Source organism: Rhizorhabdus dicambivorans (assembly GCF_002355275.1).
Lineage (GTDB): Bacteria > Pseudomonadota > Alphaproteobacteria > Sphingomonadales > Sphingomonadaceae > Rhizorhabdus > Rhizorhabdus dicambivorans.
In genome coordinates, this window is the sequence record NZ_CP023449.1 from 710,001 (window position 1) to 727,059 (window position 17,059).

At 66.3% G+C, this 17,059-nt stretch carries 13 protein-coding genes, 1 tRNA gene and 2 rRNA genes (1 of these 16 running past the window's edge); 11 read left to right on the top strand and 5 right to left on the bottom strand.

Annotation, left to right across the window (positions count from 1 at the left end; genetic code table 11):
* The 4 genes from CMV14_RS03480 to CMV14_RS03495 form a co-directional block, all read left to right on the top strand.
* Positions 1–1,067: ribosomal RNA gene (locus CMV14_RS03480) — 23S ribosomal RNA — on the top strand; it begins 1,738 nt to the left of the window's first position.
* A gap of 101 nt (positions 1,068–1,168) precedes the next feature.
* A 5S ribosomal RNA gene (gene rrf / locus CMV14_RS03485) occupies positions 1,169–1,283 on the top strand.
* 53 nt (positions 1,284–1,336) lie between these two features.
* Positions 1,337–1,413 (top strand) — tRNA-Met (locus CMV14_RS03490).
* Positions 1,414–1,694: 281 nt separating this feature from the next.
* A complete protein-coding gene (locus tag CMV14_RS03495; RefSeq protein ID WP_066959706.1) occupies positions 1,695–3,887 on the top strand; it encodes a TonB-dependent receptor in 2,193 nt (730 codons plus the stop codon).
* Between the two features lie 41 nt (positions 3,888–3,928).
* Here CMV14_RS03495 and CMV14_RS03500 read toward each other — a convergent pair whose 3' ends face one another.
* Positions 3,929–4,642, bottom strand: a complete 714-nt coding sequence (locus CMV14_RS03500; protein WP_066959704.1) for a TetR/AcrR family transcriptional regulator — start codon at positions 4,640–4,642, stop codon at positions 3,929–3,931.
* 139 nt (positions 4,643–4,781) lie between these two features.
* Here CMV14_RS03500 and CMV14_RS03505 point away from each other — a divergent pair, with 139 nt between their 5' ends.
* Genes CMV14_RS03505 through CMV14_RS03520 form a run of 4 tightly spaced genes read left to right on the top strand, consistent with a single transcriptional unit; the run spans position 4,782 to position 8,464 of the window.
* Entirely contained in the window at positions 4,782–5,702 is a 921-nt protein-coding gene (locus tag CMV14_RS03505) for a TIGR03619 family F420-dependent LLM class oxidoreductase (protein ID WP_066959702.1), read from the top strand.
* Entirely contained in the window at positions 5,699–6,211 is a 513-nt protein-coding gene (locus tag CMV14_RS03510; protein ID WP_066959701.1) for a nuclear transport factor 2 family protein, read from the top strand. Before CMV14_RS03505 ends, CMV14_RS03510 begins: the two co-directional genes overlap by 4 nt.
* Positions 6,208–7,218, top strand: coding sequence for an NADP-dependent oxidoreductase (locus CMV14_RS03515; RefSeq protein WP_066959699.1), 1,011 nt, complete (start codon positions 6,208–6,210; stop codon positions 7,216–7,218). Before CMV14_RS03510 ends, CMV14_RS03515 begins: the two co-directional genes overlap by 4 nt.
* Before the next feature lie 25 nt (positions 7,219–7,243).
* The gene (locus CMV14_RS03520) at positions 7,244–8,464 is read left to right on the top strand and encodes a CaiB/BaiF CoA transferase family protein (protein ID WP_066959697.1); all 1,221 of its coding nucleotides are present in this window, start codon (positions 7,244–7,246) and stop codon (positions 8,462–8,464) included.
* A gap of 23 nt (positions 8,465–8,487) precedes the next feature.
* Here the strand turns inward: CMV14_RS03520 and CMV14_RS03525 are convergent, their stop codons facing one another.
* The gene (locus CMV14_RS03525) at positions 8,488–9,378 is read right to left on the bottom strand and encodes a LysR family transcriptional regulator (RefSeq protein WP_066959695.1); all 891 of its coding nucleotides are present in this window, start codon (positions 9,376–9,378) and stop codon (positions 8,488–8,490) included.
* 84 nt (positions 9,379–9,462) lie between these two features.
* On the opposite strand from CMV14_RS03525, the gene CMV14_RS03530 reads away from it, so the two are divergent.
* Together CMV14_RS03530 and CMV14_RS03535 are read left to right on the top strand one after the other, a co-directional pair.
* Positions 9,463–10,170 (top strand): CoA transferase subunit A, encoded by a 708-nt coding sequence (locus CMV14_RS03530; RefSeq protein WP_066959799.1) that lies wholly within the window; start codon positions 9,463–9,465, stop codon positions 10,168–10,170.
* Positions 10,170–10,805, top strand: a complete 636-nt coding sequence (locus CMV14_RS03535) for a 3-oxoacid CoA-transferase subunit B (protein ID WP_066959693.1) — start codon at positions 10,170–10,172, stop codon at positions 10,803–10,805. Before CMV14_RS03530 ends, CMV14_RS03535 begins: the two co-directional genes overlap by 1 nt.
* A gap of 173 nt (positions 10,806–10,978) precedes the next feature.
* Here CMV14_RS03535 and CMV14_RS03540 read toward each other — a convergent pair whose 3' ends face one another.
* Positions 10,979–12,673, bottom strand: coding sequence for a ShlB/FhaC/HecB family hemolysin secretion/activation protein (locus CMV14_RS03540; protein ID WP_066959691.1), 1,695 nt, complete (start codon positions 12,671–12,673; stop codon positions 10,979–10,981).
* Positions 12,654–14,798: an ATP-binding protein gene (locus CMV14_RS03545; RefSeq protein ID WP_176488994.1), complete on the bottom strand. Its 2,145-nt coding sequence runs from the start codon at positions 14,796–14,798 to the stop codon at positions 12,654–12,656. Before CMV14_RS03545 ends, CMV14_RS03540 begins: the two co-directional genes overlap by 20 nt.
* A 182-nt stretch (positions 14,799–14,980) precedes the next feature.
* Between CMV14_RS03545 and CMV14_RS03550 the strand changes: the two genes are divergently transcribed.
* Complete coding sequence (locus CMV14_RS03550) at positions 14,981–15,700, top strand: response regulator (protein WP_066959687.1); 720 nt, start codon at positions 14,981–14,983, stop codon at positions 15,698–15,700.
* Positions 15,701–15,702: 2 nt separating this feature from the next.
* Here CMV14_RS03550 and CMV14_RS03555 read toward each other — a convergent pair whose 3' ends face one another.
* Positions 15,703–16,896 (bottom strand): glycosyltransferase family 4 protein, encoded by a 1,194-nt coding sequence (locus CMV14_RS03555; RefSeq protein WP_066959685.1) that lies wholly within the window; start codon positions 16,894–16,896, stop codon positions 15,703–15,705.
* Between the last annotated feature and the right edge of the window lie 163 nt (positions 16,897–17,059).

Consider the following 17,059-nt stretch of genomic DNA (forward strand, 5'->3'; position numbering starts at 1 on the left):
AAGACGACGTATAGGGTCTGACGCCTGCCCGGTGCCTGAAGGTTAAGTGGAGGGGTGCAAGCTCCGAAATGAAGCCCAGGTAAACGGCGGCCGTAACTATAACGGTCCTAAGGTAGCGAAATTCCTTGTCGGGTAAGTTCCGACCTGCACGAATGGCGTAACGACTTCCCCACTGTCTCCAGCACATGCTCAGCGAAATTGAATTCTCCGTGAAGATGCGGAGTACCCGCGGTTAGACGGAAAGACCCCGTGCACCTTTACTGCAGCTTCAGAGTGGCATTAGGAAAGAATTGTGTAGCATAGGTGGGAGGCTTTGAAGCCAGGGCGCCAGCCCAGGTGGAGCCATAGGTGAAATACCACCCTGTTGTTTTCTGATGTCTAACCTCGAACCATGAAACTGGTTCAGGGACCCTCTGTGGCGGGTAGTTTGACTGGGGCGGTCGCCTCCCAAAGAGTAACGGAGGCGCGCGAAGGTTGGCTCAGGCCGGTTGGAAACCGGCTGTTAGAGTGCAATGGCATAAGCCAGCCTGACTGCGAGACTGACAAGTCGAGCAGAGACGAAAGTCGGTCATAGTGATCCGGTGGTCCCTCGTGGAAGGGCCATCGCTCAACGGATAAAAGGTACGCCGGGGATAACAGGCTGATAACCCCCAAGAGCTCATATCGACGGGGTTGTTTGGCACCTCGATGTCGGCTCATCACATCCTGGGGCTGGAGCAGGTCCCAAGGGTTTGGCTGTTCGCCAATTAAAGTGGTACGTGAGCTGGGTTCAGAACGTCGCGAGACAGTTTGGTCCCTATCTGCCGTGGGCGTCGATATTTGAGAGGAGTTGACCCTAGTACGAGAGGACCGGGTTGAACGTACCTCTGGTGGACCTGTCGTGGCGCCAGCCGCGCAGCAGGGTAGCTATGTACGGACGGGATAACCGCTGAAAGCATCTAAGCGGGAAGCCTCCCTCAAGATAAGATATCTTAGAGCGGTCGAAGACCACGACCTCGATAGATCGGATGTGGAAGTGCGGTAACGCATGGAGCTAACCGATACTAATTGCTCTAGTCGCGCTTGAGAACCCCACCATCAACAACAATCCTGATTGATGGCGGAATATCTCAGCATCATACATATCGCACGGTTTCTAGAACCTCGACAGCATGCGCCCGCTCTATAGCTTGGTGGCCATAGCGTCTGTGACCCACCCGATCCCATCCCGAACTCGGCCGTGAAACCAGACCGCGCCGATGGTACTAGCGCTTAAGCGGTGGAAGAGTAGGTCGTCGCCAGGCTTTATAGCAGGCGCAGCGCTCGTCGATACACACCCATTCACATCTCACCCTGGCGCGGGGTGGAGCAGCCCGGTAGCTCGTCAGGCTCATAACCTGAAGGTCACAGGTTCAAATCCTGTCCCCGCAACCAATCCCATACCCCCCACACACCCCGCCCGGATATAACCGCGGCGGGCTTCCTTCGTGCGCTGCAGACCAACCGCACTCAAGACCCCATAGCTACCATGCGTCGCGCCACGCCGGATTTTCCGCGGAATCACACCTCCAAACAGCCTGCGGCAAACCCGTCGCGCATTTCAACTATCCGCATCGATGGTTTACTCGAAATGCGAATTGTGATTAACAAATCGCATTTGGCGAGGAAGCGCCCTGCCGGCGGAGATCGGCCGGGCGCCATGAGGGAGGTTGCCGATGAACAGCGGAGAGAAGCGACGGGCCTGGTTGCGGCGGGGGCTGGTGCTGCCGGCGCTGCTGTCGAGCGGAGCCGTGCTGGCGCAGCCGGCGGGCGACGTGACCGATGGCGGGGGGTTGCAGGATATCGTCGTCACCGCGCAGCGGCGTGGCGAATCCCTCCAGAAGGTGCCCATCACGATCACGGCCGTGCAGTCCGCCGAGCTCGATCGTTCCCAGATCCGCGACCTCAAGGGGCTCGAGCGGATCGTCGCGGGCGTGAAGATTCCGGCGACCAATCCGGCGGGCGCGGGCAAGCCCTATATCCGTGGCCTGGGCTTCGGTTCGGTCTTCCCCGGCATCGAATCCCCGGTCGCGGTGTTCGTCGACGATGTCTATATGTTCGACGTCAGCCTCGCGACGCCGAACCTCAACAGCGTCGAGCGGATCGAGGTGCTCAAGGGGCCGCAGGGCACGCTTTACGGGCGCAACACGCTGGGCGGGGTGTTCAGCGTCAAGACCAGGGATCCGGGCCGCGAGCCGGGAATGGCGGTCGATGTCGGCTATGCCAATTACGACCTGTTCAGCGCGAAGGTCTACGCGACCGCGCCGCTCGGCGGAACGCTCGCTGCCAATGTCGCCGCGAGCTACGAGAAGCAGCGTGATGGCTGGGGCCGCAACTTCGCGCTGGGAACCGATCACCAGAGCTATGAGAGCGGAAATGTCCGCGCCAAGCTGGCGGCCGATCTCGACGCCACCACGATCCTGGTCTCGGGCTGGTATGGCGAGGCGAACGGCACCCAATATGCTTTCGGCACCTATCCCGACCGGCGCCGCGACCCGACCATCACCCTCTTTCCCGCCGGTTTCGGCTATTATGATTCGATCGCCAACGATCAGGACTCGACCCGCAAGGCCTATGGCGGCTCGCTGCGGATCGAGCATGATTTCGGCGGCATCTCGCTGGTGAACGTCGCGGCGATCACCCATTCGAACGCCACCCTGCATGCCGATACCGACCAGACCGCAGCCTTCATCGCCAACGTCCGCCAGCACTGGACGACGACGACCCGCACCAACGAACTGCGCCTGCAAAATGAAGGGAGCGGCGGTATCCAGTGGACTGCCGGACTGTTCCTGCTCGATTCGGATGCGCACATCCAGGTCAACCTGATCCGCGCGCCCACCGATCCGGCCAACCTCACCACCTTCTCCAACGGCTATCTGTCGACGAAATCGGCTGCGCCCTTCGGGCAGGTCACGGTGCCCCTGGCGGAAGGGACGCGGGTGACGGGCGGCCTACGCTACAATTACGACAAGCGCCGGCTGCGCACCAATGCCGTGAACGGCCTCGGCACGATGCTGGCCCAGCCGGCGCCGGTGCGGGCATCGTTCAAGAAGCTGAGCTGGCGACTGGCGCTGGAGCAGGATATCGGGCCCGATTCGCTCGGCTACGCCTCCTACAGCCGGGGCTACAAGGCGGGCACCTTCAACCCGGGCGCCCCGGCGGGCAGCGTGCCGCCGGTCAGCCCCGAGACGCTCGACGCCTTCGAAGTCGGCCTGAAGAACCAGTTCGCCGACCGGCGCATCCAGCTCAACCTTTCGGCCTTCTATTATGACTATAAGAATCAGACGGTGCGCGGCATCGTGCCCGGCACGGCCCGCGCCGACTTCTTCAACGGCAAGGGATCGCGGCTCTACGGCGTCGACATCGACGCGCGGGCGCGGGCGACCGACCGGCTGACCCTGACCATCGCCACGGCCTATCTCCATTCGAAGTTCCGCAGCTTCCCGGCGACGGTCTCCTATGTCGACATCCCCGGCCGCTTGTCGAACCGGCTCGTCCAGCCCTTCGATGCGACCGGCAACGTCCTGCCACAGGCGCCGCGCTTCACCGGCAGCGCGAGCATGACCTATCGGGTGATCGACAATGACGGCTTCGGCAAGCTCGAACTCTACGCGGCGGCCAACCACAGTTCGACCACCTATTTCGAGGCCGACAACCGGCTTCGCCAGCGCCCCTATGAACTGGTCGACATGTCGCTGACCTGGACTTCGACCGACCGGCGCTGGCAGGCCAGCCTGTGGGGGAACAACCTCACCGACAAGCGCTATCTGGTCGAGGCGGCCGGATCGGCGGCGGCCGATATCGCGGTCGCGGGCGCGCCGCGCACCTATGGCGTGACGCTACGCGCCAGGTTCGGCCAGCCCTGATCGTGTGCGGCGCCGGGCAACCGGCGCCGCCAGCGCGGCTCTCAGGCGAGCCAGCCCTTCACGGCATTGAGCATGTCGGACTGGAAATCCGAATCGGCCAGCGACAGATGCGCGCGGGGCTCGCCCTCGTCGGGAAGCAGGATCAGCACCAGCGCGCCCCGCATCACATCATGCCATCCCGCCATCCGTTCCTTCAGATAGGCGACCGGGCGCGGATCGTGGCGGGCGAGACATTCGGCGATCCGGTCCGACACATGCCGGGCGTTCTGGAGCACCCGGCGGCGCACCGAGGCATCGACCAGGGCCCGGCGCTGCACCAGCCGCGCCAGGCCGGGGTCGTTGCGATAGGCGCTGAAGATGATCTCGACATAGAGCGCCAGCAGCTCATCCTTCGACGCCGCAGGCTCGATCTGCTGCGCCACGAACTCGTCGAACTCACGGCGGCGCGCATCATAATAACCGTTGATCACGGTATAGAGCACCGCGTCCTTGTCGGCGAAGCGGCGATAGAGCGCGCCGGGCGACAGGCCGGCCTCGGTCGCGATATCGACCACCGAGGTGCCCTCATAGCCTTTGGCCATGAACAGTTTCAGCGCCGCGTCGAGGATCAGGTGGAGCGTGCGCCGGCTGCGCTCCTGGCGCACCTCCAGCGTCCATTGCGACACATCGGACCAGACGATGCCCGTCCCCTTCGTCGCCATCTGCCCGCTTTCGCCTTCGCTGCCCCGGGCGCCCAGAGTCCCGATGCCCTCCATCAGTCAATCACCAGCCCCGGTCAATTATGTAAATACACATTTGCAAAACTGGATGGGGGCTATATGTGAATCATAAATTGCATTTTACGGCATGGCTTGTCTCCTCATCGAGCAGCCATGCCGAGCCAGGAGGGGCCGGATGTCGTCACCAAGATACACGATCCACATCTACAACTATCATCCCGACGACATCCTCCATCTGGCGGTCCATGCCGATCGGCTAGGCTTCGAGGCGTTGTGGGCGGGCGAGCATTATATCCTCCCGCAATCCTATTCGGGCGAGCACCCGTCGGAAGCGGCCGACGGTGCGGCGCACAAGGCACTGACAGCGAACGTGCTGGGCCCGCATGTCCGCATCTATGATCCCTGGTTCCTGCTCGGCATGGTGGCGGGTGCCACCAAGTGGCTGAAGATCGGCACCGCGATCGTGATCGTCCCTCTCAACAATCCGTTGCTGCTGGCGCGCCACACCGTCACCGCGCATGATCTGTCTGGCGGGCGCTTCATGCTCGGCACCGGCGCGGGCTGGCTGCGCGAGGAATTCGACGCGGTGGGCATCCCGTTCGAGCAGCGCGGCTCCCGTCTCGACGAGACGATCGAAATCCTGCGCAAGGCCTGGGCCGGCGGCTATTTCGGCCATGAAGGCCGGCACTTCCGCTTCGATCCCGTACAGATTTCGTCCCACCCTGTGGATGTGCCGATCATCTGTGGCGGCAATTCGGGGCCGGCGCTGCGCCGCGTCGCCAGGGTGGCGGATGCGTGGATTAACTCGGCCAACATCACCCTCGACCAGGCCCGCCGCCTGCGCGAGACGATCGTCGCCGAACGCGAGGCGCAGGGCTCCGCAGGGCGGCCCTTCCGCTATTATGTGAAGCCGTTCCACAATGCCGACGTTCCCGGCTTTATCGACGCCGGTTTCGAGGACATCGTGCTGTGGGGGCCGAATGTTTGGTCAGACGATCCGGCCGTGCCGCTCGACCAGAAGATCCGCCAACTCGAATCCGTCGCGGCCGAGCTTGGTATCCGGGCGCCCGCAGACCGACAGGGAGACAGCCAATGAGTTCCGAAGCCAAGCGCCGCATCCGCGAGTTGATGGAGCTCTATTGCCGTGCCTGGGATCGTGCCGATATCGAACTGGCGCTGAGCATCTGGCATCCCGACGGCACCGCGCAATATCTCACCGAGCCTGTGCGCGACGTGCGCACGATGATTCCCGAGCGGTTGTCCGCGCGGCGCGCGACACAGGTGGTAACGTCCCATCAGGTCACCAATGCGGTGATCGCGGTCGAGGGCGACCGGGCGGTGAGCGAAGCCTATGGAACCGCCTGGCAGCAGCAGCCCGGCGAGAATGGCGCGATCATGCAGATCCATTTCTTCAGCCGCTATCTCGATAGCTGGTCGTGCCGCGATGGCCGCTGGGGGCTCGATCATCGCCGCGTGCTGCTCGATGGCCACAGCGTATCGAGCTTCGAACCACTGCCGGCGCTCCAGGCGGCCACCGGGCTCGGCCGGATGGGGCCCGACGACCCCTCCTACGCGCATCTCGCCTCGCTGAAAGCCGTGGGATGAGCCAGCGCCAGTGGATCGTGCGCGGCAAGCCGCTGGGCCGTGCGATCGAGCCATCGGATCATGAGCTGGTCGAGGCGCCGGTGCGCGAACCGGAAGCGGGCGAACTGCTGGTCCGGGTAGAATGGCTCGGGATCGATCCGGCGCAGAAGAGCTGGATCGAGCAGGATGTCGGCTACATGGCCCAGGCCGGCGCCGATCAGGTCCAGCCCGGCTATGGCGCGGGGACGGTGCTGCGCAGCGCCCATCCCGATTATGCGGTGGGCGACCGGGTGATGGGCCTGCTGGGATGGCGGGAGCGTGCCACGGTGGCGGTGTCCGATGTGGAGAAGCTGCCCGACGGCGTCGCACCCGAACTGGCGCTCGCCTGCCTCGGCAATACCGGGCGCACCGCCTATCTGGCGCTGACCAAGGTCGGGCGGCCCAAGCCCGGCGACACGCTGTTGATCTCGGCGGCGGCGGGGGCGACCGGATCGCTCGCGGGACAGATCGGCAAGCTGGCCGGATGCCGCGTCGTCGGGATCGCCGGGGGGCCGCAGAAGTGCGCGATGCTGGTCGAGCAACTCGGCTTCGACGATGCCATCGACTATAAGGCCGGAAATGTCCGCCGGCGGCTCAAGGAAAGCTGTCCGGACGGGATCGATATCTTCTTCGACAATGTCGGCGGGGAACTGCTCGATCAGGCGCTGGCGCGCTTGGCCAAGGGCGCCCGCGTCGTGATCTGCGGCGGCATCGCACGATATAATGCCGATCCCCGCGATCCGGCGCAGATGCCGCCCGGGCCGCGCAACTATTTCAACCTGGTGTTTGCGGGAGCGACGATGGGCGGCTTCCTGATTTTCGACGAACAGACCGACTGGCCGAAGGCGGATGCCCGGCTGATCCCCTGGCTAAAAGAACAGCGGATCAAACCACTGCTGGATATCGCCGAGGGACTGGAGAATGCTCCTGCCGCGCTGGCCCGCCTGTTCGCGGGCGGCAATGTCGGCAAGCAACTCGTCCGTCTTTGAGCGGGCGACGGAAGGAACAGGCAGGATGACCGCGATACTCAAGGGCATAAGGGTGTTGGAGGTGGCCGAATATGTGATGGCGCCGGCCGCCGCCGCCGTGCTGGCGGACTGGGGCGCGGACGTCATCAAGGTCGAGCATGCCGAGCGCGGCGACATGGTCCGCTCGACCACCTCCTGGGGCGTGCGGCCGGGCATCAACGGCTTCACCTATGTCTGGGAGGCATTCAACCGGGGCAAGCGCTCGATCGGGCTCGACCTGTCCAAGCCCGAGGCGCGGGAGATATTGTACGACCTGATCCGCAAGGCCGATGTCTTCGTCACCAATTTCCTGCCGCGCTCGCGCCAGAAGCTGGGCATCGATGTCGACGATGTCCGCAGGATCAATCCCGACATCATCTACGGCCGGGGATCGGCCTATGGCCCTCACGGCCCCGATGCCGCGAAGGGCGGTTTCGACGGGCTGACCTATTGGGAGGAGACCGGCGCCAGCCTGTCGGCGATGCCGCGCGAGGATGGCGATCTCGTCTCGCTGCCCGCGCCGGCGTTCGGCGACAGCCAGGTGGGCATGGCCTTTGCCGGGGGGCTCGTCGCCGCGCTGTTCCACCGCGAACGGACGGGTGAGGCGCTGGTGGTCGACAGTTCGCTGCTGTCGGGCGGCATGTGGGCGATGCAGGCGGCGCTGGTCGGCGCTAACCTGTGCGGAGTGGAGATGCTGCGCAACGGTGATCGCTCCAAGGCCGCGAGCCCGCTGACCAACAGCTATCGAACCAGTGACGGCCATTTCATCGCGCTGGCGATGCTGCAGGGCGACAAATATTGGAAGGATCTGTGCGATCTGATGGAGCGCCCCGATCTGGCGTCGAATCCGCGCTATGTCGATGTCGAGGCGCGGGGCATCAACAATGTCGCGCTGATCGCCGAACTCGATCGGATTTTCGCGCAGCATCCGCTGGCCCACTGGCAGGCGCTGTTGTCGACGCAGGACGGGCAGTGGGCGACGGTGCAGCCGGTGGGCGCCCTCAACCGCAATGCCCAGGCCCTCGCCAACGGTTTCGTCCAGACGGTGGACTATGGCGGCGGGAGATCGATCAACCTCGTCGCGTCGCCGGTGATGTTCGACGGCGCTTCGCCCGACCTGGCTCCGGCGCCCGAACTGGGCGTGGATACCGAAATGGTATTGAACGAGGATCTGGGGATCGACTGGGATCGGATCCTCGAACTCAAGGAAATCGGCGCCATAACCTGAGCGGGCCGGTGCGGGGAGCCCCGCTACGCCGGAATGGCGCCTCCGCCGATCCGGAGCATCGTCGCGCGCTCGTACATGTCGCGGATCAGCGGGTCGCGCTCCTGCGCGCGGATCGCCACCTGGAAGGGCAGGGTCCGGCGCCGGACGAAGCGCAGTTCGACCAGCGCCCCCCGCGTCAGATGGTCGCGCACCATGATTTCCGGCACGAAAGCCATGCCGCCGCCGGACATGGCGACGTCGACCATTGCGCGGACATTGTTGCTCAGGTTGATCACCGCTCCCCCCAAGCCGCCCTCGTCGAGGCTCGCCAGCGCCACCGCATGGATCGGCGAATGCGAATGGAGCACCCAGATCGGGACGCCTTTGGGCTGCGCCTCGGGATCGAGCCCGAGCACCGGGCTCGCGATCCAGATCATCTCCACTTCCCCGATCCGCTGGGTGTGGATGTTGGGCGTGGACAGCGGACCCGACAGGAAGATCAGGTCATGCGTCGCGCCCAGCAGCTTGCGCAGCATCGCCTGCGACAGGTCTATCTCAACCTCCAGGGTCGCACGCGGCATCTCCGCCTTGAGATCGGCGAGGAAGGCGGGGAGGCAGGTCGCGGCCGCAATCTCGCCGGCTCCGATGCGGATGATGCCCGACGCCCCCTCGAAACTGCTCGATTGCAGCAGGGTCCGCTCGATCGTGCCCCAGAGCGGTTCGCAGTCCCTGACCAGTTCGCGCCCGCGCACGGTCAGCGCCATGGTGCGACCGGCTCTCTGGAAGATCGGATAGCCGATCTGGCTTTCCAGTTCCCGCATCCGGGCCGAGATCGCCGGCTGGGTGGTGTTGAGGCGTTCGGCGGCCGCGGCGAAGGTGCCGAGGCGGCTGATCCACAACAGGGTTTCGAGATGGTAGAGTGAAAGCCGTCTCATAAGAGTTGTTGATGTATATCGTAAGAAAACAACAATTGGAACTTATGGCTGTGATCCGCTAGCCCACCCGTCAGGGAGATGCGCATGACCAAAATCTATTCCTCCGCCGAGGCAGCGCTCGAAGGCCTGTTGTTCGACGGCATGACGATCTGTTCGGGCGGGTTCGGCCTGTGCGGGATTCCGGAACGGCTGATCGACGCAATCGCGGCCTCCGGCGTGAAGGGGCTCACCGTTGCCTCGAACAATGCCGGCATCGACGGCGAGGGCCTCGGCAAGCTGCTGCGCACCCGTCAGATCGCCAAGATGATCTCCTCCTATGTCGGCGAGAACAAGGAGTTCGAGCGGCAATATCTGGCCGGAGAACTCGAGGTCGAATTCTCCCCGCAGGGCACGCTTGCGGAGCGGATGCGCGCCGGTGGTGCCGGCATCCCCGGCTTCTACACCAAGACCGGTGTGGGAACCCTGGTGGCCGAGGGCAAGGAGACCAAGGAGTTCGACGGCCAGACCTATGTGCTGGAACGGGGCATCCGTTCGGACATCTCGATCATCAAGGGCTGGAAGGCCGACGAGAGCGGCAACCTGATCTTCAACAAGACCGCCCGCAACTTCAACCATCCGGCGGCGACCGCGGGCAGGATCTGCATCGCCGAGGTGGAGGAGATCGTGCCGGTCGGTTCGATCGATCCCGATCATGTCCACCTGCCCGGCGTCTATGTGAAGCGGCTGGTGCTCGGCGCGCCTTACGACAAGAAGATCGAGTTCCGCACCGTGCGGCAGAGGGAGACGGCATAATGGCCTGGGATCGCAACCAGATGGCGGCGCGCGCCGCCCAGGAGCTGCAGGACGGCTTCTACGTCAACCTCGGCATCGGCATCCCGACCCTGGTCGCCAACAACATCCCCGCCGGGATGACGGTGACGCTCCAGTCGGAGAACGGCATGCTCGGCATCGGCCCTTTCCCCTATGAGGGCGAGGAGGATGCCGACCTGATCAACGCCGGCAAGCAGACGATCAGTGCGCTGCCCTCGTCGAGCTTCTTCAGCTCAGCCGACAGCTTCGCGATGATCCGGGGCGGCCATATCGACCTGACGGTGCTTGGCGCGATGGAAGTCGCCGAGAATGGCGACATCGCCAACTGGATGATCCCGGGCAAGATGATCAAGGGCATGGGCGGCGCGATGGACCTCGTCGCCGGCGTCAAGAAGATCATCGTCGTCATGGAACACAACGCCAAGGACGGCAGCCCGAAGTTCATCCCGGCCTGCACCCTGCCGCTGACCGGCCAGAATGTGGTCGACATGATCGTCACCGATCTGGCGGTGTTCCAGCGGCCCGATCATGATTCTCCGTTCCGGCTGATCGAAACCGCCCCCGGCGTCACCGCCGAGGAGGTCGCCGCCAAGACGACGGCTCATTATCTGAGCTGAGCGCGGGCTCCACCCGGTCGTCGTGCCGAAACAAGGGCGACCTTCTCGCGAAGGGGCGTTTGCGTAAACAGTCGTTGAGCCGACACTCGTCATCCTCGCGCATGCGGGGATGACGACAAAAAAGGGGGGTGATGGCCCCCTTTTTCGGCATGACGAAATTGGATGGCGCTTCCTCAGAACCGGAAGGCGATCGAGGCGAGCAGCCGATCCGACGCTTTCGAGGTCCCGGTGGCGACGGTGCGGTTGCCGGGGCGGTGGGCGTAGAGCGCCTCGATCGCGAAGGCTGGCGGGCCGATCAGGCGGAGGCCGCCGCCGAACGAGGTGAAGCGCCCGCTGGGATTGCCAGCGCCTGCCTTCCAGATGCGGACATGGTCGGCGAAGGCGAAGATCTGCGGGTGGGGATTGCCGTTCGCGAACAGGTCCAGCCGGGGTTCGAGCCGCACGCCCAGGGCGCGATCGGCCGAGGCGGCGCCGGGATCATAGCCGCGTCCGATCGTGTAGTTGCCGATCGCATATTGCTCGAAGCCGAGCAGCGGGCCGCTGGCCCATTGTCCGTCGATGGTCCCCGCCAGGCTGAAGGCCGGCCCCCAGGCGATGACATCCTCGATCGTGGCCCGGACGACGGTGGCGGTGCTGTCGGCGCCGGGCCGGCTGGTCGCGGTGCTGCCGCTGGAACTGGCGCCGAGGATGGCCAGCCCCCGCCGCAGTTCGACCTGTCCGTTCAGCATGTGCCGGCCGCGCTGGGCGCTGCCGGACAGGCGAAGATAGGCCACGCGCAGCTCGTCCCTCGTCCTGATCGGCACGTTGAAAGGGAAGACCAGGATCCGCGCCCGCTGGTCGGTGATATCCAGCCCCGCCCCGAGGCGGAGCTCGCCTTCCGGCGAGCGTAACAGCTGGCGCGACAGGTCGATGCCGCCGACCGCCGATCGCGACCGGATATCGAAGCCCGGCAGGCTGGGGCGCGTCCAGGCATAGCTGAACCGCGCACCCAAAGTCAGGCGCCTGCCATTGCCGATATAATGGCCGAGCTGGACCACCCTTTGCTCATGCCCGCCCAGCGCGATCGAGGCGCCGAGATAGGAACGATCGTACAGGCCGGTCAGCCCATAGGCCTCGACCCGGCTGGTCGCGTTCACCGGCCCGATTGCCTGCGATCCGAGATTGTCCAGCGCCGCGACGAGGCCGACCGGATCATGGTCGACAGCCAGTTCGCCCAGGATCGCCCCGGTCCCGGTTCCGGCGGGGCGCAGGGTGAGGGTGATGGACAGGCCCGGAATGTCATCGATCGCCAGCAGCATGCGTTCGAGCTCGCGCTGGTTGACCGGGCGCAGCGCCTTGATTTCGGCAAGGCGGGGGGCGAGCCGGCGGGCATAGCGGCCGGGCCGGCCGGTCAGGCGGACATCCGCGAAATGGGCGAGGATCACGTCGAGGCGCGCTATGCCGCCATCGATGTCCTGCGGGGGGATGCTGACCGCGGCGATATAGCCGGCCACGCGCAGCGCCTCGGCCGCACGGTCCCGCAGCGCGCACAGGCCCGACACCGGCTGGAGCCCCGCCGTCGGGCGGATCGGGGCGAGCAGCACGCGGATCTCGGCCGGCAGTGGCGTACCATCGGCCGATGCGAACTCGGCCGCGCGCAGGTCGATCTCCTCGGCCGAAGGGGCGAGGTCGCAGGGCGGCCGTGCCGAGCGGTCGTCGATCGTGACCTTGGGCTGGCCGGTTGGCGCGGCGGGCACGGCGGGGGCGATCTGCTCGCGGCTGGGCAGGCCGGTCGCCGCCTGTTGCGCGGCGCCGGACGATGCGGTCAGCAGCGGAACGCAGATCCAGGCATGGCGGACGAAACGGCGATCAGGCGGCCAGCGCGTCATTCGCTCCATAGGCCAGGGGCAGCTTCAGCTCGGCCTTGAAGCCTTCGCTCGTCCGGTACAGCCGCACGTCGCCGCCATGGGCGCGGGCGATCGAGCGGCAGACGGCGAGGCCGAGGCCATTGCCGCGCTTGCCGCCGATCTGGGCGCTGGTCGAGCGGTAGAAGGGCTCGAAGGCGCGCTCCAGATCCTCCTCGGGCAGGCCGGGTCCTTCGTCGATCACCGCGACATAGGCCTCGCCCCGGTCGGTCCGCAGGCAGATGCGGGCGCGATCGCCATATTTGACGGCATTGTCGATCAGATTGGCGAACAGCCGGCGCATCGCCATCACATCGATCTCGACCGGCGCGTAGGGCAGCGGATCGACTGTCACCGGATTGCCGATGAAGGCGGCGTCCTCGGCGACATCCTCGACGATGGTGCGCAGGTCGAGCTTCTCGCGCACGCCCGGGATCGATGCGTCGCGGATGAAGTTCAGGACCGAGGAGATCATCGCCTCCATCTCCTCCAGCTCCTCGACCATGCCCTCCCGCATGCGATCGTCGTCTATCTCCTCGACGCGGAAGCGCAGCCGGGTCAGCGGGGTACGCAAATCATGGCTGATCGCGCCGATCATCGCCGTGCGGTCGCTGACAAAGCTGCGCAGCCGGTTCTGCATCAGGTTGAAGGCGTGCGCGGCGCGGCCGACCTCCGCTGGCCCGTCGAGGTCGAGCACGTCGGCGGTCGGATCGCGGCCGAGTTGCTCGGCCGCTTCGGCGAAGCGTTCGAGCGGCTTGCTCATCCGCCGTGCGAACAGCCAGCCGAGTGGCGCCACGATCGCGAAGGCGATCAGGAACCAGAGCAGCACCCGGCGCTGCCAGGTGTTGAGGAAGGGCGGGGGCGCCGGCTGCACGACCGACCAGCGGCCATCTGCCATCCGCATCGCGGCGATGAAGTCACCCTCGACGAAGGGCGCGGGCGCGAGGCCGAACAGGCCGCGCTGGCGCACGGGCGGCGTGCTGGAATAGCTGGAGGGCGAGGTGACGTCCTCCTCCGTGCCGGTCGGGACGGACATGGGCGCGGCGGCCTCGGCCACGGTTGCGGGCGGTGGGCCGACGACGGGGGCCGGTGCCGGTGATGCGGCTGGGGACGGTGCCCCCGCGACGGGCGCGTAGGCATGGACGGCGGGCGGCGCGATCAGGTCGGCCTGGGGGACGATGATCGCCGGCCGGCTCTCGGCGGGAACGCGCAGCACCGGATCGAGCTGCGAGGAGGAGGGGTTGACCGGCAGCAGGTTCGACCGGCCGATCATGTCGAGGCTGCGGCGGATCAGCGGCGTGGCGCCCACCGGCTTCTTGTCGATGCTGCCATCTGGCTCGGCGGTGGGTACCGGCTGGATGACCTGCGCCCCGCTCGGCGCGCGCAGCAGCGGGGGTATCGTCTGGCCGCGATCACCCTCGATCCGGACGCGGCGTTCGGAACGCACGACTTTGTCGATCACGCCCCCGGTGGTTCCGTCTGGGGGCGTGGTGGTGCTTTCGTCTATCCGGATATGGCCCCGGCCTTCCCAGCGGCCGCCTTCGGCCCGCGGCGCGGCCGATCGCCATGGATTGCGTGCGACCCCGGTTCCATCGCCATCGGTAGGGTGCTGTGCGCCCAACCGTCCGCGCGCGAACCGGCCGGTCGCCGCAGGTGTGCCGTCGACGGCTTCGACCACGAAGGAAGCCGGGCGGAAATGAGCCGCATCGCCGGGAAGCTCCGCACCGTCATCGGCCATTGCCAGCTTGCGCGTGGCGACGGTGCCGGCGAAGGGCAGCGGCGTGTAGAAGCTCAGCCGCACATCGGCGGGGTCGACGCCGAGCAACTCGGCAAGCTCGCGCCGCGATCGTTCGGAGACCAGCCAGCCGCGGCCGCGCAGCTCGGGCGCGTCGGCCTGGACCATGTGTTCGAACTTGCGGTCCGATCCCTCGCCACGCAGCGCCTTCGCCACCGACGACAGCGTATATTGCGGCGTCGGCTCCGGAGGCAGCAGCAGGGTCAGCAGCAGGGTGACCAATTGGGCGACCACCAGACCGGCGGTCAGCAGCACGACGATCTGCACCGCGAGCGCCGGCCCCTGCCAGGGACGGATGATCGAGAGCTTCCTCATGGCCCCCATCATGCCATGGCTTGGGCCGTTGATCCATCGTTCTGCACGATTCGCCGCTGCAGGGACCGTGAAGACCAATCGATGGCGGAAAACCGCGGATGAGCGCGCGGCCGAACCGAGGTCGGCCGTCCGGAGGAACGAGTGGCTGGCATTCGAAGGCGAGGACGGCCATCATATCGGTCATGGACCTGGCCACGAGCATCCTCATCGTCGACGACGATCCCGGTATCCGGAACCTGATGTCGTCCTTCCTCGACAAGCACGGCTATCATACCGACACCGCCTGCGACCCGATCGAGATGCGTGAGCGGCTGGCGCAGCATCGTTTCGATCTGATCGTGCTGGATGTGATGATGCCGCGCGAGGACGGGTTGACCGCCCTGCGCGAACTGCAGCGCGACGATGCCCCGCCGGTGATCATGCTGTCGGCGGTGGGCACCGACGTCGACCGGATCGTCGGGCTGGAAATGGGGGCGGACGACTATCTCGCCAAGCCTTGCAATCCGCGTGAGCTGCTGGCGCGGATCCGCACCGTGCTGCGCCGTCGCCGCGTCAGGACGCCCGGGCAGAACGGCCCGGAATCGCAGCCGGCCGACGAGAAGCGCTTCTCGGGCTGGCGCATCCATATGGGGGTGCGCACGCTGCATGATCCGGCGGGCGAGCAGGTGCCGCTGTCGGACAGCGAGTTTCGGCTGCTGCGCGCCTTTGTTGAGCATCCCCGCCGGGTGCTGACCCGCGATCAGCTGCTCGACTATTCCGGTGGTGCGGACGCGGAGGTCTATGACCGCGCGATCGATGTCCAGGTCAGCCGGCTGCGCCGCAAGCTTGCCGGAGGAGGCGGGCAGGATCTGATCCGCACGGTGCGCAACGAAGGCTATATGTTCTTTCCGGTGGTGGAGTGATCTCAGGCGGCGATGCGGACCGATGACGGGGCCGCGACCGGCGCTGGCAAGGTCTGCAATTCGTCGAGGCACAGCTGGCCGTGGCGGCGCCAGGAGAGATTTCCGCTGGTCCATTGCCGCGCGCGCAGGCCCATCGCGGTGCGCAGGGCCGGGTGGCGCAGCGCCGCATCGAGCGCGCGGCTGATCGCCTCCCTGGAACGGCCGTCGACGACGAAGCCGGTCTCGCCGTCCCGGACCAGCTCGGCGGGGCCGCCCTCGCGCCCGACGATGCAGAGCAGGCCGTTGGCCATCGCATCGGCCACGCCGACGCCGAAGCCTTCGACATCGGCGCCCTGCTCGAGCGCGATCTGCGGATGGAGGAAGATGTCGGCTTCGGCCTGAAGCCGCTGCAATTCGGCATCGTCAACTTGGCCGAGCAGCATGACATGTTCGCTAAGGCCGAGATCGTCGATCAGTTCCTGGAGCCGGGCGCGGTCGGGCCCGTCGCCGGCGATGCGGTAGCTCAGCGCATGGCCGGCGTGGAGCGCGGTGCGCACCGCGAACAGGGCCGAGGCGATGTTCTTGCGTGGCAGCAGCCGGCCGATGGTGATGATCCGCGCCGGGCCGGTGCCCCGCGACAGGATTGCGCCACGATCGGCCGCGCGCATCGGGCTGGTGCCGCCGCGTGCGACGACGCAGCGCCCCGCCAGGTGCGGGAGGCGCTCGATCAGCAGGGCGCGGGCGGTTTCGCTGACCGCGACGATGCGGGTGCAGCGGTCAAGCACGAAGCGCATCAGCCGGAAGGCGGATCCCTGGGGCCGCGCGATCTCGCGGCCGTGGATGGTGACGATCAGCGGCACCGCGAAGGGCAGCGCCGGGATCGCCGCGCGCCACGTGCAGGCATGGATGGCTGCGGGCAGCGGGCCCCGGAACCAGGCGGCGAACAGAGCGCAAAGCAGCCGGATCTGCAGCGCCAGCCCATGGCGGGAACCGACGTCGCGCAGGCGGTGTGTGTCCTGCTCGATGCGGCGCCGGCCGGCGGAGGAGCGGACGAAGAGCGATAGCGACCAGCCCAGTTCGGCATAGGCGGTGGCCATCGCGCGGGCATAGGCGGCGCCACTGCCGGTGTCTGGGCCGAAGGCGCGCGAGACCAGCCAGATTCTTCCACGCGGCGCGGCCGCCCCGGACCGGTCGAAGCGCGAAGGATCGTGAAACATATACGCCACCCCCAGTCTGACAGCGGCAGGCTGGGCCCTCCGCGTAACGGCTATATGTCGGCGCGTTGCAACAAGATTGCAGCATAGCCGGGAATCGCCTTGCTCCGCGGAATCCTGTCCTTGCGCCGTCGCGTCCGGCCAGCTGCGCCATGCCCGTGAGGGG